Raw genomic sequence first — 21726 nt, forward strand, 5'->3', positions numbered from 1 at the left:
CGGCTTTTTGCCGTTCCGACATCTTCCAACGAAGAAAAGGTTCCGACCCGCCATCCATTCCGGAGCGGCGGACAGGAACGATCGGATGCGACCGATAAAGGATCAGGAAATCAGCGGGAAATGAGATTATCTTATCATAATATTACAAATGGCGCTCAGCCCGGATCAGGCGCTGGTCTGCAGAAACCAGCGCCGGTCCTTTTCCAACCCGATCGCGGTCAATCGGCCGCTGCGGAAAGCGCCGGTGTCGATGCCGATCCTGTTGGGCTGCACATCCACATCCTCGCTGATGTTGTGGCCATGCACGATCATCTTGCCGAAATGTCGCCCATGGTTCAGGAAATCGCCCCTGATCCACCGCAGATCGGCAGGAATCTGGGCATCAAGCGCAACGCGAGGCCGCACCCCCGCATGGACGAAGAGATAGTCGCCAAGCGGCAGCATATCGGCAAAGTCGTCCAGGAAATCGACATGATCGCGGGGGACATGGGCCAGCATCCACCGCACCATCGCCTCGTCGCTCATAAGCGCGCTGTCCTCCGCCCCCAGGCCGTAGCTGGCCAGCGTCTCCACCCCGCCATATCGGCGGAAGAGGCGCGCCGCCTGCGCCTTTCCGCGGGCGGCTGCAATGAACATCTCCTCATGATTGCCCTTGAGGAAGCAGACGTCGCCGGTCGAGCGCGCCAGGCCCATCGCCCTTTCCACCACCTGCCGCGACTGCGGGCCCCGGTCGACCAGATCGCCCAGCAGGACCAGCAGCCGGGGCAGGGGATCGCGCTCCGCCTCGTCCAGAGCGATCCGGTCCAGCAATTGGGCGAAAAGGTCGTCGCGGCCGTGAATGTCGCCTATGGCATAGACGCGCCTGTCACCGCCCACGCTGGGGGAGGGCGCATCGTCCCGCGCCTTCCGCCTGCGGAACGGCATCAGCATGGCGGGCTTGCCTCACACATCATGCCGCCACTGTCGCACAGCGTTACAGGCGCGGCAATGTGACGCCCTGCTGCCCCATATATTTGCCCGCGCGGTCGGCATAGCTGGTCTCGCACGGCTCGTTGCCCTTAAGGAACAGGAACTGGCACGCGCCCTCATTGGCGTAGATCTTGGCGGGCAGCGGCGTGGTGTTGGAAAATTCCAGCGTCACATGCCCTTCCCAGCCCGGCTCCAGCGGCGTCACGTTCACGATGATGCCGCAACGCGCATAGGTGGACTTGCCAAGGCAGATCACCAGCACGTCGCGGGGCACGCGGAAATATTCGACCGTCCGCGCCAGCGCGAAGCTGTTGGGCGGGATGATGCAGACATCGGTCTTGCGGTCGACGAAGCTGTTGGCGGCGAAATCCTTGGGGTCGACCACGGCGCTGTCGACATTGGTGAAGATCTTGAATTCGTCCGCCACCCGCGCGTCATAGCCGTAGGAGGAGAGGCCATAGCTGATGCAGCCGTCGCGCCGCTGGCTTTCCACGAACGGCTCGATCATGCCGCTGGTCCGGGCCTGTTCGCGAATCCACTTATCCGACAATATCGACATGGCTGTTCAGCTCTTTCTGGGGGTGATGCCCAAATCGGCAGGGCCGAAGGCATGGGGCAGGAGTTCAGCGACGCGATGTTCGGCCAGCGCGTCTCCTTCCGGCGCCGCGCAGTAAATGGCAAGCGTGCGCCCGGCCATCTGCTCGGCTTCGTTCATGATCTGGCGGCACCGGCCGCAGGGGGTGACGATGGCGTCTCCCGATACGGAGCCGTCCGGCCCGATGGCGCCGCCCACGACCGCGATCGCTTCCACATCGGCAAGGCGGCCCTGCGCGTTGGCCGCCGCCAGCGCCACCGTTTCGGCGCAGAGCGACAGGCCGTAGCTCGCATTCTCGAAATTGCAGCCGGTCACGATCTGCCCGTCGGTCAGCCGCACCGCCGCGCCCACGGCGAAGCGGCTGTAGGGCGCGTGCGCATGGCGCATCGCCGTCCGCGCCGCGCCGATCAGCTTTTCCGTCGCATTCATCGCGCCATCACATCCCATCGCACCGGTCCGTCGATGCCGTCGATATGCCGCATATCATTGGCTGTCCACATCACCCATTTGCGCTTCTCGCGATCGGGCGCGAAGAAATTGCGGTCCAGCCATAAGGTCCGGTTGATCCCCGATGCAATGGCATATTGCGCGTCGAAATCGTCGCTGACGTTGAGCAGGACCGGCGTGCCCGCATGACTCTCGATCAGGTTGATCAGCGTATTCAGTTCCGACAGCACCGCGTCCTGCCCCGGCCGCGCCCGGCAGCCCGGCTCGAACGCCAGCCTGATCACCGGCGGCAGCGCGGCATTGTCCCGCGGAACCATGGTCAAGAAGCCTGTCGCCTGTTCCGAAGCCCTGGCGCACAGGCTGAAATCCAGCGCCGCGCCATAGCGCAGCCCGGCCGCCCGCGCGCCTGCCCAGTTCGCCTCGAAGGCCGGATCGCGCAAGCGCCCGCCGCGCGAGGCGCGGATATAGGCGAAATCCGCCCCCTGCGCCGCCAGCGTGCCCCAGTCGATGGAGCCATTGTCCGACGATACCGACACGCCCTGGGTCGGAAACGCCTCCCGATCCGGCGCCCATTCGCGCGCATAGAGCCATCCGCCCAGGGCCATCAGACCCAGGACGGCAAGAAACAAGCAAAAACGGGCCATGAAATGGCCGGCACTGATGATACGGATGCCCCTTACCCCTTGATGTGCAGGACGCAGATCAGCGTGAACAGGCGACGGGCCGTATCGAAATCGACCTTGATCTTGCCGTCCAGCCGCTCGATCAGCGTCTCGGCGGCGGCATTGTGGATGCCCCGGCGTGCCATGTCCACCGTTTCGATCTGCTGTGGCGATGCGTTGCTGATCGCCTGGTAATAGCTGTCGCAGATCGCGAAATAGTCCCGGATCGGGCGGCGGAACCGGCCCAGGCTCAGGATGATCGCCTCCAGCGGATCGCCATTTTCCCGACGTATCTCTATGACCAGCCGGCCTTCCTCGACACGCAGGTGCACCTTGTAGGGGCCGGCATAGCCGTCCTCATGGCTGCGCTGCGGCTCGAAATAATTGTCCTCCAGCAGATCGAAGATGGCGATGCGCCGTTCCTGCTCCACATCGGCATTGCGCCAGAGGATCGTCCGCTCGTCGAGCGTGATATCGATGATGCGCGGATCGGCCATGGACGCTATGGTCAGTGCGGCGACACGCGCCGAAAAGCAAGGGGGACTCTTGTCCACAGCTTTTCCGAATGCTTTCAACGTTCCGCCTTGCAAGGGCGGTTGCTCGGCGCGATGAGGGGACAATGGTCGAACTCGTGCAAATCACCCCCGCCGCAGAAGCCGGCATCACCGAACTCCCCCGCAATGTGGAGGCGGAGGCCGCCCTGCTGGGCGCGCTGATGATCGACAACCGCATTGCCGAGGATGTGCAGCTCAAGCTCAAGCCGGAGCATTTCTTCGAGCCCCTGCACGGCCGCATCTACGAATCCGTGATGAAGCTGGTCGAGCGCGACATGGTCGCCAACCCGGTGACGCTGAAACCGATGCTGGAGCAGGACCCGGCGCTCAAGGAACTGGGCGGCGTCGGCTATCTGGCGCAACTGACGGGCAATGGCGCGGCGCTGCTGGGCGCCCGCGACTTCGCCACGCAGATCTACGACCTTGCCTTGCTGCGACAGCTTGTCCATGTCGGCCGCGAACTCGTTGAAAACGCTCTGGATACCAGCGAGGACGTAAACCCCCGCGAACAGATCGAGCAGGCCGAGGTCGCGCTTTACAAGGTGTCGGAGGGGGAGGGGGAGACCGGGTCGGTCAAGAGCTTCGCCACGGCCACCACCATGGCGGTCCAGATCGCGGAGCGCGCGCTCAATAGCGGCGGGCATGTTTCGGGCATCACCACCGGCATCAACAGCCTGAACGAAAAGATCGGCGGCATGCACAATTCGGACCTCATGATTCTCGCGGGTCGTCCGGGCATGGGCAAGACGTCGCTGGCGACCAACATCGCCTATAATGCCGCCTCGCGCTGGCTGCGCGACAATGCCGACGGCATTCCGCCGGAAAAGAATATGGGCGCGAAGACCGCTTTCTTCAGCCTGGAAATGTCCGCCGACCAACTCGCCACCCGCGTTCTGGCCGAACAGTCGGGCATCAGCGGCGAAGCGCTGCGCATGGGCAAGATCAGCCGCGCCGATTTCCAGAACCTCTCCCGTGCGGCGCGGGAATTGCAGGAACTGCCGCTGTTCATTGACGACACGCCGGGCCTGACCATCGCCGCGCTGCGCACCCGCGCCCGCCGGCTGAAGCGGCGGCATGACATCGGCTTCGTCGTGGTCGACTATCTCCAACTGCTCCAGGGCACCGGAAAGGGCGACAATCGCGTCAACGAGATTTCGGAAATTTCCCGTGGTCTGAAGACCTTGGCGAAGGAACTTAACTGCCCGGTTCTGGCCTTGTCCCAGCTCAGCCGCGCCGTCGAACAGCGCGAGGACAAGCGGCCCCAGCTATCGGACCTTCGTGAATCGGGCTCCATCGAACAGGACGCGGACATGGTCTGGTTCGTCTTCCGCGAGGATTATTATGTCGCCGCGAAGGAGCCGGGGAACAAGGAAAGCCCCGAACATCTGGAATGGGCGCAGGAAATGGAGCGCATCTACGGCCTGGCCGAGGTGATCGTGGCCAAGCAGCGCCATGGTTCGACCGGGCGCATCCGCATGAAGTTCGACGCGAAGATCACCCGCTTTTCCGACCTGGCGGAGGGCAGCTATCTGGAGGATTACGAATAGAACCAGGGGTCTTTACAAGCCGCAGCGTGCTAAAAATATGTGACCGCCGGAATCTCGGAAAACCGCCATTTGCAGCCTGCCAATGGCTGCATCCCCACACATCCTAGCCCGAAACAAAAGCCTGGAACACCAGCGCCAGCCCCACCAGGCTGACGAGATAGGCAATGGTCCGCACCATGGGAATGCCCATGCCGTACAGCGGCAGGTAAACCGCCCGCGCCCCCAGCCAGAGCCACCCGCCAAGGGCTGTCGTTCCGCTGGTTTTCCCCGCGATCACCACGCCCAGAAGCACGATGATCGCGATCGGATAGGTTTCGAGGAAATTCGCCTGCGCCCGCACCAGCCGCCCGCCGACGGGATCGAGCGGCGGCAATTCCTCATCCCGCGCGCCCATGTTCCATTTGGTGCCATATTGCCGCGTCTTGATATGCGCCGCCGCGAAGATGTGGACCAGCAGCAGCACGCAACTCCACGCCAATATCTTCAGCTCGACGGCCATATCTCGTCCTCCGCTCAGTTTGTCATGACCGCCGATCATATCGCGCCCGCATGGTCCGCGCCATAAGTCTCGATTGCCGTAGGCGGCGGATTGGCTGCCGGCGCCCATCATCGGGGCCATAGGGCGCTCTTTTCGCAACGGGAGGATTCGGAAGAGCGCAATATTCCCACGAGTCGGGATATTCTCGACGCAACCGCCTTTTCGGTCAGAACACCGGCTGGTTGGCCGGATCGTCCGGATCGGCCGCGGGAGAGGGGATCGGCGTCACCGGCGAGTGAATGCCGCACTCGACCTTGTCCCACCCGCGCCAGCGCCCGGCGCGGGGATCTTCGCCCGGCAGCACCTTGGACGTGCACGGTTCGCAACCGATGGACAGATAGCCCTGCGCCTCCAGCGGATGGCGCGGCAGCTTCTCCGCCTCGAACCAGGCCTCCAGATCGTCCTTCGTCCAGTCGCCCAGCGGGTTGATCTTCAGCCGGCCGTCCTCGACCTCGAAACGGGGCAGGTTCTGGCGCGTCACCGACTGGAACGCCTTGCGTCCGGAAATCCACGCATCCAGTCCATCCTTGGCGCGGTTCATCGGCTCGACCTTGCGGATTTCGCAGCAGCCGTCGGGGTCGTAGGACCAGCGCAGCCCCGTCTCGTCCTTCTTCGCCAGCACCTCCGCATCGGGCACGACCGCCCGGCTGTCGGTAAAGCCCAGCGTGCTGATCAGCGTTTCGCGATAATCCAGCGTCTCACGGAACATCTTGAGCGTGTCGACGAAGATCACCGGCACGGTCCTGTCCGCCTTGGCCACCAGCGACAGCAGCACCGCGCTTTCCGTGCCGAAGGAGGAGACGACGGCGACATTGCCTGCCAGCCCCTCGGCAAAGACGGTCTTGAGCATCGACAGCGTGTCGACGCCCTCGAAGCGCGCGTTGAGCGCATCCGCATCCGCCTGGGTAAAGGCGGGGCGGGCGTCGATCACGTCGAGCTGGCGGGCGGGTTCAGCCATTTACAGTCTCCGGGTGCCGTTTCGCCCAGATGGGGCGGCGGCCATCGATCGTCTTCTGATAGACGTCGTCATAACGATGGAGCGCGCGCTCCACGGCGGCATCGTCCAGCGCCTTGTCGGGCCGGAAGCTGTCGAAGCCGCAGCGGCGCATCGCGACGATCTGGTCCACCAGCACGTCGCCCACGGCGCGCAGTTCGCCCTGATAGCCGGCCTCGCGCAATATCCGCGCCGCCGAATAGCCGCGTCCGTCGCCGAAAGCCGGGAAGTTCACCTCCACCAGCGACAGCCTGTCCAGATGGGGCAGCAACTCGCGGGCATCCTCGCCCGCTTCGATCCGGACGGCGGTCGAATTGGACTGGCCGGTGAAGGATTCGACCGTGACCGCCGGTTCCTGGCCGGTTTCGCCTTCGCGGAAGGACAGGAACTCAACCATAGATCGCCTCCTTGAAGGGCTTCATGCCAAGACGGCGATAGGTGTCGAGGAAGCGTTCGCCTTCCTCCCGCTGTTCGAGATAGAGGTTGGTGACCTTCTCGATCGCGTCGACCACGCCGTCCTCCGAAAAGCCGGGGCCGGTGATCTGTCCGACGCTCGCATCCTCCGCGCCCGACCCGCCGAGCGAAAGCTGGAAATTCTCCACGCCCTTCCGGTCCACGCCCAGCACGCCGATATGGCCGGCATGATGATGGCCGCAGGCATTGATGCAGCCGGAAATCTTGACCTTCAGCTCGCCCAGTTCCTTCTGCCGGTCCGCCACGGCGAACCGTTCCGACAGCTTCTGCGCCAGCGGGATGGAGCGGGCATTGGCGAGGCTGCAATAATCCAGGCCCGGACAGGCGATGATGTCGGTGATCAGGTCCAGATTGGCCTCGGCAAGGCCAGCCTCGTCCAGCTTCTGCCAGATGGCGTGGAGGTCCGCCTTCCTCACATGCGGCAGGACCAGGTTCTGCGCATGGGTGACGCGCAGCTCGTCGAGCGAATATTGTTCGGCCAGGTCCGCAACCAGCGCGATCTGCTCCGCCGAGGCATCGCCCGGAATGCCGCCGCGCGGCTTCAGGCTGATGTTGACGATGGCATAGCCCGGCTGCTTGTGCGCCGCGACCTGACGGTCCACCCAAAGGGCGAAGGCCGGATCGCTGCGGTCGATGCTGTCCTCCAGGCCCGTTTCATAGGCGGGGCCGGCGAAATAGGCGCGGATGCGGTCCAGTTCCTCGGTCGGCGGGTTGAGGCCCAGCGTCCGCATATGGGCGAACTCCTCCTCGACCTGCCGCTTATATTCCTCGACGCCCAGTTCATGGACCAGGATCTTGATCCGCGCCTTGTACTTGTTGTCTCGCCGGCCATAGCGATTATAGACGCGCAGGCACGCCTCCAGATAAGAGACGATCTCATCTTCGGGCACGAAGTCCCTGATAAGCGGCGCAACCATGGGCGTGCGACCCATGCCGCCGCCGGCATAGACTTCCGCGCCTGTCCGGCCGTCGCGCGACACCAGCTTCAGGCCGATGTCGTGCAGGCGCATGGCGGAACGGTCATCCTCGCTCGCGATCACCGCGATCTTGAACTTGCGCGGCAGATAGGTGAATTCGGGATGGAAGGTGGACCATTGGCGCAACAGTTCCGCCCAGGGACGCGGGTCGGCCACTTCGTCCGCCGAAACCCCGGCATATTGGTCGGACGAGATATTGCGGATGCAATTGCCGCTGGTCTGGATGGCATGCATCTCGACCGTCGCCAGTTCGGCAAGGATATCCGGCGCATCGGCCAGCTTGATCCAGTTATATTGCAGGTTCTGGCGTGTGGTGAAGTGACCATAGCCCCTGTCGTATTTCGCCGCGATCTCGCCCAGCTTGCGCATCTGCCGGCCGCTCAGCGTACCATAGGGAATGGCGACGCGCAGCATATAGGCGTGCAACTGGAGATAGAGGCCGTTCATCAGCCGCAGCGGCTTGAACTGGTCCTCCGTCAGTTGTCCGGCCAGGCGGCGCTGGGTCTGGTCGCGAAACTCCTCGACGCGGGCGTCGACGATGGACTGGTCGTAGCTGTCGTAACGATACATGGTTCAGATCACCCAGTTGCCGGCATCGGCGTCATTCGGTTTCAGCGTCAGGTCGGGGCGCACCGTCGGCCCCAGCGCGCGGATGCGGTCCTTGATATGCGCGGGGCGCACGCCTTCTGCGGTCACGGTCGCATCGATCACATAGGCGCCCACGACCCGCAACGCGGCTTCCTCCGCCCGGGCCAGATCCTCGCCCTTGTCGCCCACGTCGACGGAATCGCCGACCTGCCGCGACCAGCCGTCGCCCGCCCACCAGATCACGTCCCCGGTGCCGAGGTCATTGCCGGTCAAAATCTTCACTTGTCAGTCTCCGCCCCAAATGTCTCCTGCGCGGCCCAGCCGGCCAGCACATCCTGCGCCAGCGCATAGGCCGCAACCTCCCCGACCACAATCAGGGCAGGGCTTTTCACCTTCTCCCGCGCGACCATCTCGCCCAGATCGGCAAGCAGGGTGCGCAGCGTCCGCATGTCGGCGCGCGTGCCGTTTTCCAGGACGGCCACGGGAATGGCCGGCGACACGCCGTCGGCCATCAGCTTGTCGGCAATGTCCGTCGCCGTCGCCACGCCCATATAGATGACGAGCGTGCGCCCCGCGCCCGCCAGGCCGGACCAGTCCTGATCGGTCAGCCCCTTGCATTGCCCGGCCACGAAGCTGACCGCGCTTGCCGCGTCGCGATGGGTGAGGGGCAGTTGCGCCTGCGCGGCGCAGCCGATGGCGGCGCTGATCCCCGGCACGACCTCCACCGGCACCCCGGCGGCGCGGCAGGCTTCCATTTCTTCGCCGCCACGGCCGAAGATGAAGGGATCGCCGCCCTTCAGCCGCACGACCCTGCGCCCGGCGAGCGCCAGTTCGACCAGCAGGGCATTGATCCCGTCCTGCGGCACCGAATGACGGCTGCGCTGCTTGGCGACAGAGATCAGTTCGGCCTGTGGGGAGGCGAGCGCCAGGATCTCGCCGGAAACCAGCCCGTCATGCACGATCACCTCGGCCTCGCCGATCAGCCGCGCGGCGCGCAGCGTCAGGAGTTCCGGGTCGCCCGGACCGGCGCCGACAAGGGTGACAGTGGCAATGGGAGTTTCAGCCATGTTGGGCAGATGGCGAAAACAGCCCGCGGTTTCAATTCAGAATGCGTTGGCCAGGGCGAAGGAAAATTTGGGGAGGATCGATTTGATCCTGTCGCCCCGTCGCTCTGCTGCCAGACCACCCGGCCGCTCAATCGCCCATCAGGCTGGTATCGACGTCCTTCAGGCCAATGCCGATGGATGCGCGCGGCTGCTCGATCTCCACCGACACGACCGGATAGGCGCAATAATCGGCCGCATAATAGGCGCTGGGCCGATGATTGCCGGAAATGCCCACCCCGCCGAAGGGCGCGGAGGAGGATGCCCCGTTGGTCGGCCGGTTCCAGTTGACGATGCCCGCCCGGATATTGGCCCAGAACTGGTTATATTGTTCCGGCGATCCCCCGATCAGCGCGGCGGAAAGGCCATAGCGCGTATTGTTCGCCTCCCGGATCGCCGATTCGAAATCCGGCACCCGGACAACCTGCAACAGGGGGCCGAACAGCTCGACGTCGGGCCGCTCCGCCATTGGGGTCACATCGATGATCGCCGGCGTCACGAAGGGCAGCCCCTTGGTCGTGCGGACCATGTGCTTGATGGGCTTGCCGCCGTTGCTCATCAGATAGAGGAAGCTCTCCGTCAGATGATCCGCCGCCTGATTGTCGATCACCGGCCCCATGAAAGGCGCGGGGTCCGCATGGGGATGGTCGACGATCAGCCGGTCCGCCAGCCTCTTGACCTCTCCGACCAGCGTGTCGGCCAGCTCCTCCCTGACGATCAGCCGGCTCGCGGCCGTGCAGCGCTGCCCGCTCGACAGGAAGGCCGACTGGACGATCAGCGTCGCGGCGCTGGCGATGTCGGCCGTATCCCAGGCGACGATCGGGTTGTTCCCGCCCATTTCCAGCGCCAGTATCTTGCCGGGATTGGCCGCGAACTGCCGGTTGATCGCGATGCCCGTCTGCGCCGACCCGGTGAAGAGAATGCCCCCCACATCGGGATGGGCGGCCAGCGCCTTGCCCTCGTCGGGTCCGCCCAGCACCAGCCGGACGGCATCCTCCGGCACGCCCGCCTCATGGTAGAAACGCACCAGCATCTCGCCCACGGCCGGCGTCTTTTCCGACGGCTTGAAGACGACGGCATTGCCGGCCAGCAGCGCGGGAACGATATGTCCATTGGGCAGATGCGCCGGGAAATTATACGGCCCCAGCACCGCCATGACGCCATGCGGCTTGTGCCGCACGGACTGACGCGCGCCCATCGCCGCTTCAAGCCGTCTCTGCCCGGTGCGTTCGGAAAAGGCGGCGACGGAAATGTCGACCTTGTTCATCACCGCCGTCACTTCGGTCCGCGCATCCCACAGGGGCTTGCCGGTTTCGCGGGCGATCAGGTCGGCCAGCGCCTCCTCATTGGCGCGCACGACATTGACGAAGCGGCGCAGCGTTTCGATGCGGTAGGCGATGGGCTGGGCGGCCCATTTCGGCCAGGCGGCACAGGCGCGGGCGACCTCCGCCTCCACGTCGCTGGCAGTCCCCTGCCACAAAAGAGCACCAGTGGCGGGTTCGAACGAAGTCAGCTTGGCGGACATGGCACCGATATGGAGGATAATGGGGCGTTAGGGAAGGGGCGGCAAACGGCTGCTCCTCCCTCGGGGAGGGGGAAGCGGGCGTGGCGAGCGGAACGGCAAGCCGACGTAACGGAAAGCCCGTCCGCCCGCCAGCGGAGGAGAATTCAGGGCACATCAGGGGCGCCGCCCAATGCATCGCCCATGCGCCGGATCGCCGCCACCTTCGCATGCAGCGGCGTCCAGTCGTCCCGCTCGGCAATCCCGCTCCAGATCGCCTCCACCTCATCGATATGCATGGAGCAGGGCGCCGGATCGGCCCAATAGGCATGATCCTGGGGCCCGCTCGCCTCGAAGCCGGCAATGGCCTCGCGAAATCCCGCCCATTCCTCGCCGGCATAAGGCCCGCCGTCGCGGGGATCGCCGCCGCGCCAGTCCTGGAAGAAGCGATCGATCGGCCTTTGCGTCGCGATCATGCCGCGCACCGCCGCTTCGATCATGGTGGAGGCGTCGTCCGTCGGCGCCACCCCCAACCGCCAGCAGAAGCGCCGCGCCATCGCCTCGGCATAGAGCGCCGGAAAGCGCTCCAGCTGCTCGATCAGCGGTTCGGCCTCCACCAGGGGACGCAGCGACACGGCAAGCTGCGCCACGTCCCAGTGGATCGCTTCCGCCTGCCGTCCGAAGGCATAGAGCCCGGCATGGTCGAAATAGGCGGCGGTGAACCCCGCTTCCCAAAGCGGCGTGAACCGCCAGGGCCCATAGTCGAAGCTCTCGCCCGTCACATTGATGTTGTCGCTGTTGAGCACGCCATGGACGAAGCCCGCCACCATGTAGCTCGCGGCCAGATCGGCCGTGCGCTCCACGACCCGGCCCAGCAGTTGCGCGGGAGGATTGTCGCCCGGCGCCTCGCCGTAGAGCTTCGTCAGCGCATAGTCGACGAGCCGCTCCAGCAGCGCCTTGTCGTCGAAATAGGCCGCCCGCTGGAAAGACCCGATGCGGATATGCGAGTGGCTGAGCCGCACCATCACCGCCGCGCGGGTGGGGGAAGGTTCGTCGTTGCGCTCCAGCGCCTCGCCCGTCTCGATGATGGAAAAGGTCCTGGAGGTGTTGACGCCCAGCGCCTCGAGCATCTCCGTCGCCAATATCTCCCGCACGCCGCCCTTCAGCGTCAGCCTGCCGTCCCCGAAACGGCTGTAGGGCGTCTGGCCGGAACCCTTGGTGCCCAGGTCGAGCAACCGGCCGGCCCCGTCCCGAAGCTGCGCGAACAGGAAGCCGCGGCCGTCCCCGATGTCGGGATTGTACACGCGGAACTGATGCCCATGATAGCGCAGCGCCAGTGGCTGGGGCAGCGATCCCTCCAGCGGCTGGAACCGGCCGAAATGCGCCAGCCATTCCTCATCGCTCAGGTCGCCCAGGCCCACGGCCTTCGCCCAGCGGTCATTGCGGAAACGCAGGATGGTCCGGGGAAAGTCGGCCGCCGCGACGGGATCGGCAAAATCGGGCTGCAGCGCGGCGATTTCGTTCGCGGGGCTGAATTTGGCGGGTTGCAGGGCAGGGCGCATGCGGCGATATGGGGGATGCAGGGTGGAAGGATCAAGCAGCTTGAGCAGCTATAGCGACGGATACTGGTGGTCCCCCGATGGGCTGAGGCTCCATTATCGCGATTATGCTGGCGGCGAAGATGGCCGCCCTCCCTTGCTCTGCCTGCCGGGCCTGACCCGCAACGCCCGCGATTTCGAACCGCTGGCGGCGCGCCTCGCCGGGCCATGGCGCCTCATCTGTCCCGACTTGCGCGGCCGCGCCGAAAGCGCGCAGGCGAAGGACCCGATGACCTATGTCCCGCTCACCTATCTGCAGGACATCAGCCGCCTGCTGGCGGATCTGGCCATCACCCGCTTCGTCGCCATCGGCACGTCGCTGGGCGGCATCATCACCATGCTGATCGCGGCGACCCATCGCGAATGGCTGGCCGGAGCGCTGCTCAACGATGTCGGACCGACGCTGGAGGAGGCGGGGCTGGCGCGCATCCGCACCTATGTCGGCATCGGCCAGTCGCATCCAAGCTGGGTGCACGCCGCCCGCGCGCTGGAGGAATCCAACGGCGACGTCTATCCCGGCTATGGCCTCGACCAATGGCTGGCCATGGCCAAGCGCCTCTACCGCCTCAACAGCGCGGGGCGCGTCGTGCTTGACTATGACATGCGCATAGCGGAGCCTCTGCGGGTCGCGGGCAGCGAGGCGAGCGTCGACATGTGGCCGGTCATGCAGGCCTTTCGCGGAATTCCGACGCTGGTGCTGCGCGGCGAGCGCTCCGACCTGCTCTCCGCGGCCACCGCCGCCCGCATGGTGGAGGACATCGGTCCCGGCGCGGAGTGCGCGGTCATCTCCAATGTCGGTCACGCCCCCGTTCTCGACGAGCCTGAATCCGTCGCCGCCATCGACCGGCTGCTGGCGCGGGTCCTGAATGGCTGAAGCGGCTTGAGCGGCATGGAGCGTTTCGCCGCGGGCCGGCCTCGGCAGATCGACGGGCCGCCCCGGCTGCTGCATGTCCACGGCAGCTTCTCGCTTGGCGGGAAGGAGGCGCGGGCCGTGCGCCTGATGAACCTTTGGGGCGACCGCGCTCGTCACAGCATCGTCAGCGCCGCGCCCCAATTGATGAGCGCGCGGGACGCCATCGACCCCGCCACGCCGGTCGATTTCCCCCAGCCTCCTCCACTCGCCGGCAGGCCGGGCCTCGGGCGTTTCCGGGCGATTGCGGCCTTCCTGTCGGACTACGACCTCATCCTCAGCTATAATTGGGGCGCGATGGATGCGGTGATGGCGCGGCGCATCCATGGCGGTCCGCCGCTGATCCATCATGAGGACGGCTTCAACGCGGATGAGGCGGGCGGCCTCAAGCCGCAGCGCAACCTCTATCGCCGCCTGGCGCTTCAGCGCGCCCATGCGCTGGTCGTCCCGTCCGTCCGGCTCGACGGCATCGCCCGCGAGGTGTGGCGTCAGCCGCCGCGAAAGGTCCACCTGATCCGCAACGGCATAGACACGGCGCGCTATGCCCTGCCGCCTGTGCCGGACGCCATTCCAGCCCTCGACCGCTCGGCCGGCAAGCTGCTGGTGGGGACGGTGGCGGGCCTGCGCCCGGTCAAGAACATCCGCCGCCTCGTCCGCGCCGCCGCGCCGCATCGCGACCGGCTGCAACTTGTGGTGGTGGGGGAGGGGCCGGAACGCGACGCCATAGCGGCGGAAGCCAGGGATCACGGACTGGCCGACATCTGCATGGCCGGATTCCTGCCGGAACCGTGGCGCTTCATGGGCCTGTTCGACATCTTCGCTTTGTCTTCCGACAGCGAGCAGTTCCCGATCTCGCTGGTGGAGGCGATGGCGGCGGGCCTGCCCGTCGCATCGACCGATGTGGGGGACGTCGCTGCCATGGTCGCGCCCGAAAACCGGCCGTTCGTCGTCCGGGACGAAGCAGCCCTGTCCTCGGCGCTCGGCGCGCTCGTCGGCGATCCCGGTCTGCGGCAAAGGCTTGGCGAGGCGAACCGCCAACGCACCTGCCGCGATTTCACCGAAGCCGCCATGGTGGACGCCTATGCCGGCCTTTACGGTCAGGCACTATCCAGCCCCCATATTTTGCGGTAGGGCGCGCCCAAATATTCGTCATCCGACCGTAAAGCTGCTATAGGGCGGCGTTCAGGTGGTCGGGGGCCACGGGATTTTTGCGCGGGAGATTGCGTTGTTCAAGGGGTTGAAGCCCATCGTTTACGGCGGCCGGGAAGTCTGGCCATTGGTCGAAGGCGGCAAGGGGGTAGCCGTTTCCAACCATGCCAGTTCCGGCGCCTGGGCGGCGGCCGGCGGCATCGGCACGGTGTCGGCGGTCAACGCGGACAGCTATGACAGCTTCGGCAACGTCATTCCCCAGATCTATCATGGCCGCACCCGCCGCGACCGCCATGAGGAACTGATCGCCTATGCGATAGACGGCGCGGTCGAACAGGTGAAGCGGGCCTTCGAAATCGCCGGTGGCAAGGGCGCGATCAACATCAACGTGCTCTGGGAAATGGGCGGTGCGCAGCGCGTCCTCCACGGTGTCCTGGAAAAGACGAAGGGAATGGTCGCGGGCGTGACCTGCGGCGCGGGCATGCCCTACAAGCTGTCGGAGATCGCCGCCTCCTACGGCGTCAACTATCTGCCCATCGTCAGTTCCGGCCGCGCCTTCCGGGCCCTGTGGAAGCGCGCCTATTCCAAGGCATCGGAATGGCTGGCGGCGGTGGTCTATGAGGACCCGTGGCTGGCGGGCGGCCATAACGGCCTGTCCAACGCCGAAGACCCCAAGGTGCCGCAGGACCCCTATCCCCGCGTCCGCGACTTGCGCGCCACCATGCGGGAGGGGGGCATTTCCGACGATGTGCCCATCGTCATGGCAGGCGGCGTCTGGGCGCTCAAGGACTGGAACGACTGGATCGACAATCCGGAACTGGGCGCGATCATGTTCCAGTTCGGCACCCGTCCGCTGCTGACGCAGGAAAGCCCGATCCCGCAGGCGTGGAAGGAACGGCTGATGCAGCTGGAGCCGGGCGACGTGCTGCTCCACCGCTTCTCGCCGACCGGCTTCTACAGTTCGGCCGTCCGCAATCCCTTCCTGCGCTCCCTGGAAGCCCGATCGGAACGGCAGATTCCGTTCAGCACCGAACAGGCCGGCGACCATACGCATCAGCTCGACGCCGGCGTGAAGGGCAAGAATTTCTGGGTGACGCGCGGCGACCTTCTGCGCGCCCGCGAATGGGTGGGGCAGGGCTTCACCTCCGCGCTCAAGACGCCGGACAATACGCTTGTCTTCGTGACGGAGGAGGAAAAGGCCGAAATCCGCAAGGACCAGACCGATTGCATGGGCTGCCTCAGCCAATGCGCCTTTTCAAGCTGGATGGACAGCGAGACCAATTCGACCGGCCGCCTGGCCGATCCGCGCAGCTTCTGCATCCAGAAATCGCTGCAGGAGGCCGTTCATGGCGGCGACCTCGACAAGAATCTGCTCTTCGCGGGCCATGGCGCCTACAAGTTCAAGCAGGACCCCTTCTATTCGAACGGGTTCGTGCCGACCGTGAAGCAACTTGTCGACCGCATCCTGACCGGCGACTGATGGCGGACATTCAGGGATTGGCGGTGCTGCACTACGACACGCCGCATTTTGAGGTCGTGCGTCCGGGACAGTTCGTCCTTTGCGCGGTTTCCGGGGCGCGCATCGATCTGGAAGACCTCAAATATTGGAGCGCGGAGTTTCAGGAGGCCTATAGGGGACCGGAGGAAGCGACCCGTTCCTTCCTGAAGCATCGCGGCGCGGATTTTCGGTAAAGGCCTGAATTCAGGCGAATTGCTGGAATTTTATCAGAACTGGCCACGCCCGGGCCTTTTTGCACGACGTCGGTTCAAGCCTCTGCTTTTTCCATCCGGCGCTTTTATGTCTCCGCCTGCCGCACTTATGCTATTCCTTTGTCCCCGCTGATGGTTTATCCTTCATGAACGAAGCGACGGAGATCGCTCGACCAAGGAAGGATGTAAGCGATGTCGCGGATCGACATTTTTGGTGATCGCCTCTGTGTTGTGACGAGCCTGCTGATCGTGGGCTGGTTCCTTTATAATGTGGCGTTCTGACGGGCGTCCTACCTCGTTCCGGACGGCTCGCTTCCACCCGCAGGACGGATTCTGCGTCCCCCATATCGTGAAACCTGTGGTCTCGCCGTCTTAAGCAAAGCTTTCTTCCATCTCTCTACAAATTGGGTAGATATATTGCCGAGCGCAACGCTCCGCGGCTTTTGAAGGATGTCAGCTTGCTCCGCGTCACCAACGGCTAAAGCGCACGGTACTGAAGCGACGACGCAAGGTTTCGTGTTCCTCCTCGACAGGAGAAGACGATGACCCAGAATGCCACTCGTGCCCGCCGGCAACGCCGTTTCGGCTCCAGCCCGCAAATCCACATCCCCCATTCCTCCTGGACACGTCCCGAACGCGCGTCCGAAACCGCGACGCCGGTCAAACCCGACGAGTTCTGGAGCCGCCTGGGGCTTTAAACCCAGGCGCTCGCGAAAAGGGGGGTGGGCCGCCGGGACCGTGGTTCAGGGGAGTCTACGCCCCCCGCCGCCTTTCGCCATGAGCCGCCTTCTCAATTCCCGCCGTCCAGCAGCCGTCGTGCGATCACCTGCGCCTGGATTTCCCCCGCGCCCTCGAAGATGTTCAGGATGCGCGCATCCGCGAGCAGGCGGCTCACCTGATATTCGGTTGCAAAGCCGTTGCCGCCATGGATCTGCAACGCATTGTCCGCCGCCGCCCAGGCGACGCGGGCGCCGATCAGCTTGGCCATGCCTGCCTCCAGGTCGCAGCGCTTCCCCTCATCCTTGCGGCGCGCGGCGAAATAGGTGAGCTGGCGCGCGCCCATGATCTCCGCCGCCATCATCGCCAGCTTGTTGGCGACACGGGGGAAGTCGAAGATCGGGCGGCCGAACTGCTTGCGGTCGAGCGCATAGGAAAGGCCGATGTCGAGCGCGGCCTGCGCCACGCCGATGGCGCGGGCGGCCGTCTGGATTCGCGCGGATTCGAATGTCGCCATGAGTTGCTTGAAGCCCTGCCCCTCAATGCCCCCCAGCAGGTTCTGGGCGGGCACGCTGAAATCGTCGAAGCCGATCTCATATTCCTTCATGCCGCGATAGCCGATCACCTCGATCTCGCCGCCGCTCATGCCCGGCGTGGGGAAGGGATCGGCCACCGTGCCGCGCTGCTTGGGCGCGATCAGCATGGAAAGGCCGCTGTAATTCTTCGTGCCGGGATCGGTGCGGACCAGCAGCGTCATCACGTCCGCGCGGGCGGCGTGGGTGATCCAGGTCTTGTTGCCGTTCACCCGATATTCGCCATCGGCCAGCGCCGCGCGAGTGCGCAGCGAACCCAGGTCCGAGCCGGTGTCGGGCTCCGTGAAGACGGCGGTCGGCAGGATCGATGCATTGGCGATCTGCGGCAGCCAATGGGCCTTCTGCCCGTCGGTGCCGCCGGTCAGGATCAGTTCCGCCGCGATTTCGGATCGGGTGGCGAGCGACCCCACGCCGATCCATCCGCGCGACAGTTCCTCCGACACGACGCACATGGCGGTCTTGCCCATGCCCAGCCCGCCGAACGCTTCCGGAATGGTCATGCCGAACACGCCCATTGCGCCCAGTTCCTCGACCAGGGGCAGGGGGATCAACTCGTCCTTCAGATGCCAGTCATGGGCGAAGGGCGCGACCTTCTCGTTCGAAAAGGCGAAGAACTGCTCGCGCACCATGTCGAACATCTCGTCCAACCCGCAATTTTCCAGCGTGGCATGACCCCGCCGGGCAATAAGGTGGCGGGCGATGGCCGATTTCACCGCCTGCCCGCCGCCCTCACGGACAAGGGTGCGGAAAGCAGGCGCGTCGAGCGTCGACAGGTCGTCGGTCAGGTCGGTGGCGCGGATCACCTCGCCCTGGTTCATGGAAATGCCGCCCAGCATCTGCGCGCCATATTCCGCGAAGAGGAGTTGGGCGAGCAGCGCCTCGACCTCCCCGAACGCGCCCTGCGCGTCGAGATGGGCGGCCCAGTTGGCGACCTCCCGCATCATCTCCGCATAGGAGGCGAACCAGCCGAAGCCGTGGACGACATGCTGCTCCACATCGGCCAGCACGCGGTCGACCTGTCCCTTGTCGTTGGCGATGCGCGCCTTCACCTGCGGTTGGACGGCGGCGACGAAGGCCTGTGCGGCATCCGCCGCGCCCGAAAGCAGCGCGGGGAGGCTGGGAAGGACCAGCACCGTCTTTTCCAGTTCCACCGCCGCGCTCATCCTTCGCCGGCCTGCTTCTTGTTGGCCGTCGCCATCGCCTTGGCGTCCAGCCCGCCGACGAGATTGCCGGTCATCAGCTGGTTATGCGCATGGGCCAGATGGTGCATGTGGAACACGCCGTCCATCGCCTGCCGCTTGCCGCGCAGGTCTTCCACGAAGTTGAACGCCTGCTTGGTAAGCGCCATTCCGAAGCGGTCATGCTGGGCGATTTCGGCGGCGATCTTCGCGACTTCCTCGCGCAGCGTCTCGCGCGGGAAAATCTCGTTCACCATGCCGAACTGATAGGCGCGCTGGGCCGGCATGCGGCGGCCGAGCAGCAGCAGTTCGCGGGCGACGCGCGGCGGCAGTTCGAAGGCATGGGCGAAATATTCGACGCCCGGCTGGGCCATGCGCTGCACCGGGTCCTGGAAGAAGGCGTCCTCCGACGCGACGATCAGGTCGCAGACCCACGCCAGCATCAGCCCGCCCGCGATGCAGGCGCCCTGCACCATGGCGATCATCGGCTTGGGAATTTCCTGCCAGCGGCGGCAGAGGCCGAGATAGCCGTCCTGCTCCAGCACATATTGCCGCTCCGCGCCGCCCTTGTTGAGGTGATCCCACCAAAGGGTCGTGCGGAACCGGGGCATGTTGCTGTCCTTCTCCGGCGTGCCGATGTCGTGGCCGGCGGAAAAATGCTTGCCTTCGCCGCCCAGCACGATGACCTTCACGTCATCATCCTCGACCGCGCGCTTGAACGCGTCGTCGAGCTGCCCAAGCAGCCGGTAATTCTGCGCATTGCTATATTGCGGGCGGTTCAGCATCACCCATGCGACGCCGTCCTCGACCCTGTAGGTCACATATTCAGGCTGCACTTCCTCGGACATGGTCGCTCTCCTCAGCGCGGCGGCATGCGCAGGCCGCCGTCCAGCCGCACATATTCGCCGTTCCAATAGTCATTCTCGATCATCGCCAACGCCATGGCGGCGAACTCTTCCGGCTTGCCGAAGCGCTTGGGGAAGGGGACCGTGGCCGACAGCGCGTCGCGCACCTTGTCGCTCGCCCGCGCCATCAGCGGCGTGTCGAAAATGCCGGGCAGGATCGCGTTGACGCGGATGCCCTCGCCCATCAGGTCGCGGGCCATGGGGAGGGTAAGGCTGACGATGCCGCCCTTCGACGCGCTATAGGCCGCCTGGCCGATCTGGCCGTCCACCGCCGCCGCGCTGGATGTGTTGATGATCACGCCCCGCGCATTGTCCTCCAGCGGCTCCAGCGTCAGCATCCCCGCCGCCGACTTGGCGCAGCAGCGGAAGGTGCCGATCAGGTTGATCTGGACGATCCGTTCGAACTGGTCGGTGGGGAAGGCTTTGATCGCGCCGGTTTCGCGGTCGCGCGAGGCGGTCTTGACGACATTGCCGGTGCCCGCGCAATTGACGATGATCCGTTCCTGCCCATGGGCGGCGCGGGCCTGTTCGAATCCCGCATCGACCGATGCTTCGTCGGTGACGTCGACCTTGCAGAAGGTGCCGCCGATTTCGGCCGCGACCCTGTTCCCCGTCTCCTCGTTGAAGTCGAACAGGGCGACCTTCACCCCCCTGGCGGCGAGCGCGCGGGCGGTCGCTTCGCCCAGCCCGGATGCGCCGCCGGTCACGATGGCGGCAACGCTATTGTCGAGTTTCATGCTTCTGTTCCCTCCTGGGCAGGGCGCTGGGCGATCGCGCCTTCGGCGGCCAGCGCATCGAGCGCCGCATCGTCGAGGCCGAGCCACTGGCCCAATATCTCACGGCTATGTTCGCCCACGCGGGGCGGGCAATATCGGTAGTCGGCGGGCGTGGCGGACAGCTTGCCCGGATAGGCGACGGTCGGTATCTCCACCCCATCCTCTTCCCGGCGGAAGCGGTGGACGGTCTGCCGCGCCGCGATGAAAGGGTCTTCGAACACGTCCCTGATCGTATTGACCGGCCCGGCGGGCACGCCCGCCGCGACGAAGCGCGCCATCAGCGCGTCGCGGGGGAAGGGGCGGACGATCTCCTGCACCTTCGCCTCGATTTCCTCGCGGTTGATCAGCCGCTGGGCGCTGGTGGCGAAGCGCGGATCGGTGCCGAGTTCCGAATGGCCCATTTCGGTGCAGAAGGCGCGGAACTGCCGGTCGTTGCCGATGGCGATGATCATCACCCCGTCCGCCACCTCGAACGTCTTGTAGGGCACGACGGTCGGATGGCGGTTGCCCAGACGCCCGGGCACCACATTGCCGACGAGCCAGTTCATGCCCTGATTGGCGAGCATCGCGATCTGGGTGTCGAGCAGCGACACGTCGATCTGCTGCCCCTCGCCGGTCCGTTCGGCATGGCGCAACGCCATCAGGATGGAGACGGTGGCGAACATGCCGGTCGACAGGTCCGCCATGGCGACGCCGGCGCGCAGCGGGCCGCCATCCTCTTCCCCCGTGATGCTCATGAAGCCGCCCATGCCCTGCGCCACGAAGTCGTAGCCGCCACGATCGGCATAGGGGCCGGTCTGGCCGAAGCCGGTGATGGAGCAATAGACGAGGCGCGGGTTCACGCCACGAAGGCTCTCATAATCGAGGCCGTATTTCTTCAGGCCGCCGACCTTGAAATTCTCGACCACTATGTCGGCCTGCGCGGCGAGCTTGCGGATGAGGTCCGCGCCCTGCGGCGTCGCAAGGTTGATCGCGGCGGAACGCTTGTTGCGGTTGCAGGACAGATAATAGGCGCTGGTGCCGATCTCCGGCTCGCCATCCGCGCCGGTCAGATAGGGCGGCCCCCAGGCGCGCGTGTCGTCGCCATGGCCGGGCAGCTCGATCTTGATCACATCCGCGCCGAAATCGGCCAGGATCTGCGTCGACCAGGGGCCGGCGAGGACCCGCGAAAGGTCCAGCACCTTCACCCCTTCGAGAGCGCGGGCGTTCATGCCTGCGCTCCCGTCATCATCCTGTCGTCG

The 21726-nt window shown here is 65.3% G+C and carries 23 protein-coding genes; 6 read left to right on the forward strand and 17 right to left on the reverse strand.

The window, feature by feature from the left end; all coding sequences use genetic code 11:
• Window positions 1–165: 165 nt before the first annotated feature.
• From K7W03_RS11270 to K7W03_RS11290, 5 genes are read right to left on the reverse strand one after another with little or no spacing between them, the layout of a single operon-like run.
• Window positions 166–930, reverse strand: coding sequence for a metallophosphoesterase (locus K7W03_RS11270; protein WP_222886353.1), 765 nt, complete (start codon window positions 928–930; stop codon window positions 166–168).
• A 43-nt stretch (window positions 931–973) separates the two neighbouring features.
• Entirely contained in the window at window positions 974–1528 is a 555-nt protein-coding gene (gene dcd, locus K7W03_RS11275; protein WP_044661884.1) for a dCTP deaminase, read from the reverse strand.
• 6 nt (window positions 1529–1534) lie between these two features.
• Complete coding sequence (locus K7W03_RS11280) at window positions 1535–1993, reverse strand: cytidine deaminase (RefSeq protein ID WP_025549402.1); 459 nt, start codon at window positions 1991–1993, stop codon at window positions 1535–1537.
• Entirely contained in the window at window positions 1990–2655 is a 666-nt protein-coding gene (locus K7W03_RS11285) for a glycoside hydrolase family 25 protein (protein WP_222886354.1), read from the reverse strand. The genes K7W03_RS11280 and K7W03_RS11285 overlap by 4 nt, the downstream gene beginning before the upstream one ends.
• A gap of 32 nt (window positions 2656–2687) precedes the next feature.
• Entirely contained in the window at window positions 2688–3170 is a 483-nt protein-coding gene (locus K7W03_RS11290; RefSeq protein WP_025549400.1) for a UPF0262 family protein, read from the reverse strand.
• A gap of 122 nt (window positions 3171–3292) precedes the next feature.
• Between K7W03_RS11290 and K7W03_RS11295 the strand changes: the two genes are divergently transcribed.
• Entirely contained in the window at window positions 3293–4774 is a 1482-nt protein-coding gene (locus tag K7W03_RS11295) for a replicative DNA helicase (protein WP_025549399.1), read from the forward strand.
• 103 nt (window positions 4775–4877) lie between these two features.
• On the opposite strand, the gene K7W03_RS11300 is transcribed toward K7W03_RS11295, so the two are convergent.
• The 8 genes from K7W03_RS11300 to K7W03_RS11335 form a co-directional block, all read right to left on the reverse strand.
• Window positions 4878–5273, reverse strand: coding sequence for an MAPEG family protein (locus K7W03_RS11300; protein ID WP_025549398.1), 396 nt, complete (start codon window positions 5271–5273; stop codon window positions 4878–4880).
• 205 nt (window positions 5274–5478) lie between these two features.
• The gene (locus tag K7W03_RS11305; RefSeq protein ID WP_025549397.1) at window positions 5479–6270 is read right to left on the reverse strand and encodes a phosphoadenylyl-sulfate reductase; all 792 of its coding nucleotides are present in this window, start codon (window positions 6268–6270) and stop codon (window positions 5479–5481) included.
• Window positions 6263–6703, reverse strand: a complete 441-nt coding sequence (locus K7W03_RS11310) for a DUF934 domain-containing protein (protein WP_044661888.1) — start codon at window positions 6701–6703, stop codon at window positions 6263–6265. Before K7W03_RS11310 ends, K7W03_RS11305 begins: the two co-directional genes overlap by 8 nt.
• Window positions 6696–8327, reverse strand: coding sequence for a nitrite/sulfite reductase (locus tag K7W03_RS11315; protein ID WP_222886355.1), 1632 nt, complete (start codon window positions 8325–8327; stop codon window positions 6696–6698). Before K7W03_RS11315 ends, K7W03_RS11310 begins: the two co-directional genes overlap by 8 nt.
• A gap of 3 nt (window positions 8328–8330) precedes the next feature.
• Window positions 8331–8627 (reverse strand): DUF2849 domain-containing protein, encoded by a 297-nt coding sequence (locus K7W03_RS11320; protein ID WP_044661890.1) that lies wholly within the window; start codon window positions 8625–8627, stop codon window positions 8331–8333.
• Entirely contained in the window at window positions 8624–9412 is a 789-nt protein-coding gene (gene cobA, locus K7W03_RS11325) for a uroporphyrinogen-III C-methyltransferase (protein ID WP_044661891.1), read from the reverse strand. The genes K7W03_RS11320 and cobA overlap by 4 nt, the downstream gene beginning before the upstream one ends.
• A gap of 127 nt (window positions 9413–9539) precedes the next feature.
• Window positions 9540–10973 carry a succinylglutamate-semialdehyde dehydrogenase gene (gene astD / locus K7W03_RS11330; RefSeq protein ID WP_222886356.1) on the reverse strand — a complete coding sequence of 478 codons (1434 nt, stop codon included), beginning with the start codon at window positions 10971–10973 and terminating at the stop codon, window positions 9540–9542.
• Between the two features lie 143 nt (window positions 10974–11116).
• A complete protein-coding gene (locus K7W03_RS11335; RefSeq protein ID WP_222886357.1) occupies window positions 11117–12511 on the reverse strand; it encodes a protein adenylyltransferase SelO in 1395 nt (464 codons plus the stop codon).
• 40 nt (window positions 12512–12551) lie between these two features.
• Here K7W03_RS11335 and K7W03_RS11340 point away from each other — a divergent pair, with 40 nt between their 5' ends.
• The 5 genes from K7W03_RS11340 to K7W03_RS11360 all read left to right on the forward strand — a co-directional run bounded on the left by K7W03_RS11340 (window position 12552) and on the right by K7W03_RS11360 (window position 17014).
• Window positions 12552–13421 carry an alpha/beta fold hydrolase gene (locus K7W03_RS11340; protein ID WP_025549390.1) on the forward strand — a complete coding sequence of 290 codons (870 nt, stop codon included), beginning with the start codon at window positions 12552–12554 and terminating at the stop codon, window positions 13419–13421.
• A gap of 15 nt (window positions 13422–13436) precedes the next feature.
• Window positions 13437–14588 (forward strand): glycosyltransferase family 4 protein, encoded by a 1152-nt coding sequence (locus K7W03_RS11345; RefSeq protein WP_222886358.1) that lies wholly within the window; start codon window positions 13437–13439, stop codon window positions 14586–14588.
• 94 nt (window positions 14589–14682) lie between these two features.
• Window positions 14683–16086 carry an NAD(P)H-dependent flavin oxidoreductase gene (locus tag K7W03_RS11350; RefSeq protein WP_025549388.1) on the forward strand — a complete coding sequence of 468 codons (1404 nt, stop codon included), beginning with the start codon at window positions 14683–14685 and terminating at the stop codon, window positions 16084–16086.
• A complete protein-coding gene (locus K7W03_RS11355) occupies window positions 16086–16298 on the forward strand; it encodes a DUF2093 domain-containing protein (protein ID WP_061936289.1) in 213 nt (70 codons plus the stop codon). The genes K7W03_RS11350 and K7W03_RS11355 overlap by 1 nt, the downstream gene beginning before the upstream one ends.
• A gap of 560 nt (window positions 16299–16858) precedes the next feature.
• Entirely contained in the window at window positions 16859–17014 is a 156-nt protein-coding gene (locus K7W03_RS11360) for a hypothetical protein (protein ID WP_167706572.1), read from the forward strand.
• A gap of 92 nt (window positions 17015–17106) precedes the next feature.
• On the opposite strand, the gene K7W03_RS11365 is transcribed toward K7W03_RS11360, so the two are convergent.
• From K7W03_RS11365 to K7W03_RS11380, 4 genes are read right to left on the reverse strand one after another with little or no spacing between them, the layout of a single operon-like run.
• Window positions 17107–18789: an acyl-CoA dehydrogenase family protein gene (locus K7W03_RS11365; RefSeq protein ID WP_222886359.1), complete on the reverse strand. Its 1683-nt coding sequence runs from the start codon at window positions 18787–18789 to the stop codon at window positions 17107–17109.
• Window positions 18786–19652, reverse strand: coding sequence for an enoyl-CoA hydratase (locus K7W03_RS11370; RefSeq protein ID WP_222886360.1), 867 nt, complete (start codon window positions 19650–19652; stop codon window positions 18786–18788). Before K7W03_RS11370 ends, K7W03_RS11365 begins: the two co-directional genes overlap by 4 nt.
• An 11-nt stretch (window positions 19653–19663) precedes the next feature.
• Window positions 19664–20446, reverse strand: a complete 783-nt coding sequence (locus tag K7W03_RS11375) for an SDR family NAD(P)-dependent oxidoreductase (protein WP_044661898.1) — start codon at window positions 20444–20446, stop codon at window positions 19664–19666.
• The gene (locus K7W03_RS11380; protein ID WP_025549383.1) at window positions 20443–21696 is read right to left on the reverse strand and encodes a CaiB/BaiF CoA transferase family protein; all 1254 of its coding nucleotides are present in this window, start codon (window positions 21694–21696) and stop codon (window positions 20443–20445) included. The genes K7W03_RS11375 and K7W03_RS11380 overlap by 4 nt, the downstream gene beginning before the upstream one ends.
• Between the last annotated feature and the right edge of the window lie 30 nt (window positions 21697–21726).

Source organism: Sphingobium sp. PNB (assembly GCF_019873065.1).
Classification (GTDB): domain Bacteria; phylum Pseudomonadota; class Alphaproteobacteria; order Sphingomonadales; family Sphingomonadaceae; genus Sphingobium; species Sphingobium fuliginis.

Excerpts from the sequence above, each read along its gene's own strand:
- K7W03_RS11270 (WP_222886353.1), bottom strand. The coding sequence starts at position 930 with ATGCTGATGCCGTTCCGCAGGCGGAAGGCGCGGGACGATGCGCCCTCC.
- dcd (WP_044661884.1), bottom strand. The coding sequence starts at position 1,528 with ATGTCGATATTGTCGGATAAGTGGATTCGCGAACAGGCCCGGACCAGC.
- K7W03_RS11280 (WP_025549402.1), bottom strand. The coding sequence starts at position 1,993 with ATGAATGCGACGGAAAAGCTGATCGGCGCGGCGCGGACGGCGATGCGC.
- K7W03_RS11285 (WP_222886354.1), bottom strand. The coding sequence starts at position 2,655 with ATGGCCCGTTTTTGCTTGTTTCTTGCCGTCCTGGGTCTGATGGCCCTG.
- K7W03_RS11290 (WP_025549400.1), bottom strand. The coding sequence starts at position 3,170 with ATGGCCGATCCGCGCATCATCGATATCACGCTCGACGAGCGGACGATC.
- K7W03_RS11295 (WP_025549399.1), top strand. The coding sequence starts at position 3,293 with ATGGTCGAACTCGTGCAAATCACCCCCGCCGCAGAAGCCGGCATCACC.
- K7W03_RS11300 (WP_025549398.1), bottom strand. The coding sequence starts at position 5,273 with ATGGCCGTCGAGCTGAAGATATTGGCGTGGAGTTGCGTGCTGCTGCTG.
- K7W03_RS11305 (WP_025549397.1), bottom strand. The coding sequence starts at position 6,270 with ATGGCTGAACCCGCCCGCCAGCTCGACGTGATCGACGCCCGCCCCGCC.
- K7W03_RS11310 (WP_044661888.1), bottom strand. The coding sequence starts at position 6,703 with ATGGTTGAGTTCCTGTCCTTCCGCGAAGGCGAAACCGGCCAGGAACCG.
- K7W03_RS11315 (WP_222886355.1), bottom strand. The coding sequence starts at position 8,327 with ATGTATCGTTACGACAGCTACGACCAGTCCATCGTCGACGCCCGCGTC.
- cobA (WP_044661891.1), bottom strand. The coding sequence starts at position 9,412 with ATGGCTGAAACTCCCATTGCCACTGTCACCCTTGTCGGCGCCGGTCCG.
- astD (WP_222886356.1), bottom strand. The coding sequence starts at position 10,973 with ATGTCCGCCAAGCTGACTTCGTTCGAACCCGCCACTGGTGCTCTTTTG.
- K7W03_RS11335 (WP_222886357.1), bottom strand. The coding sequence starts at position 12,511 with ATGCGCCCTGCCCTGCAACCCGCCAAATTCAGCCCCGCGAACGAAATC.
- K7W03_RS11345 (WP_222886358.1), top strand. The coding sequence starts at position 13,437 with ATGGAGCGTTTCGCCGCGGGCCGGCCTCGGCAGATCGACGGGCCGCCC.
- K7W03_RS11355 (WP_061936289.1), top strand. The coding sequence starts at position 16,086 with ATGGCGGACATTCAGGGATTGGCGGTGCTGCACTACGACACGCCGCAT.
- K7W03_RS11360 (WP_167706572.1), top strand. The coding sequence starts at position 16,859 with ATGACCCAGAATGCCACTCGTGCCCGCCGGCAACGCCGTTTCGGCTCC.
- K7W03_RS11365 (WP_222886359.1), bottom strand. The coding sequence starts at position 18,789 with ATGAGCGCGGCGGTGGAACTGGAAAAGACGGTGCTGGTCCTTCCCAGC.
- K7W03_RS11370 (WP_222886360.1), bottom strand. The coding sequence starts at position 19,652 with ATGTCCGAGGAAGTGCAGCCTGAATATGTGACCTACAGGGTCGAGGAC.
- K7W03_RS11375 (WP_044661898.1), bottom strand. The coding sequence starts at position 20,446 with ATGAAACTCGACAATAGCGTTGCCGCCATCGTGACCGGCGGCGCATCC.
- K7W03_RS11380 (WP_025549383.1), bottom strand. The coding sequence starts at position 21,696 with ATGAACGCCCGCGCTCTCGAAGGGGTGAAGGTGCTGGACCTTTCGCGG.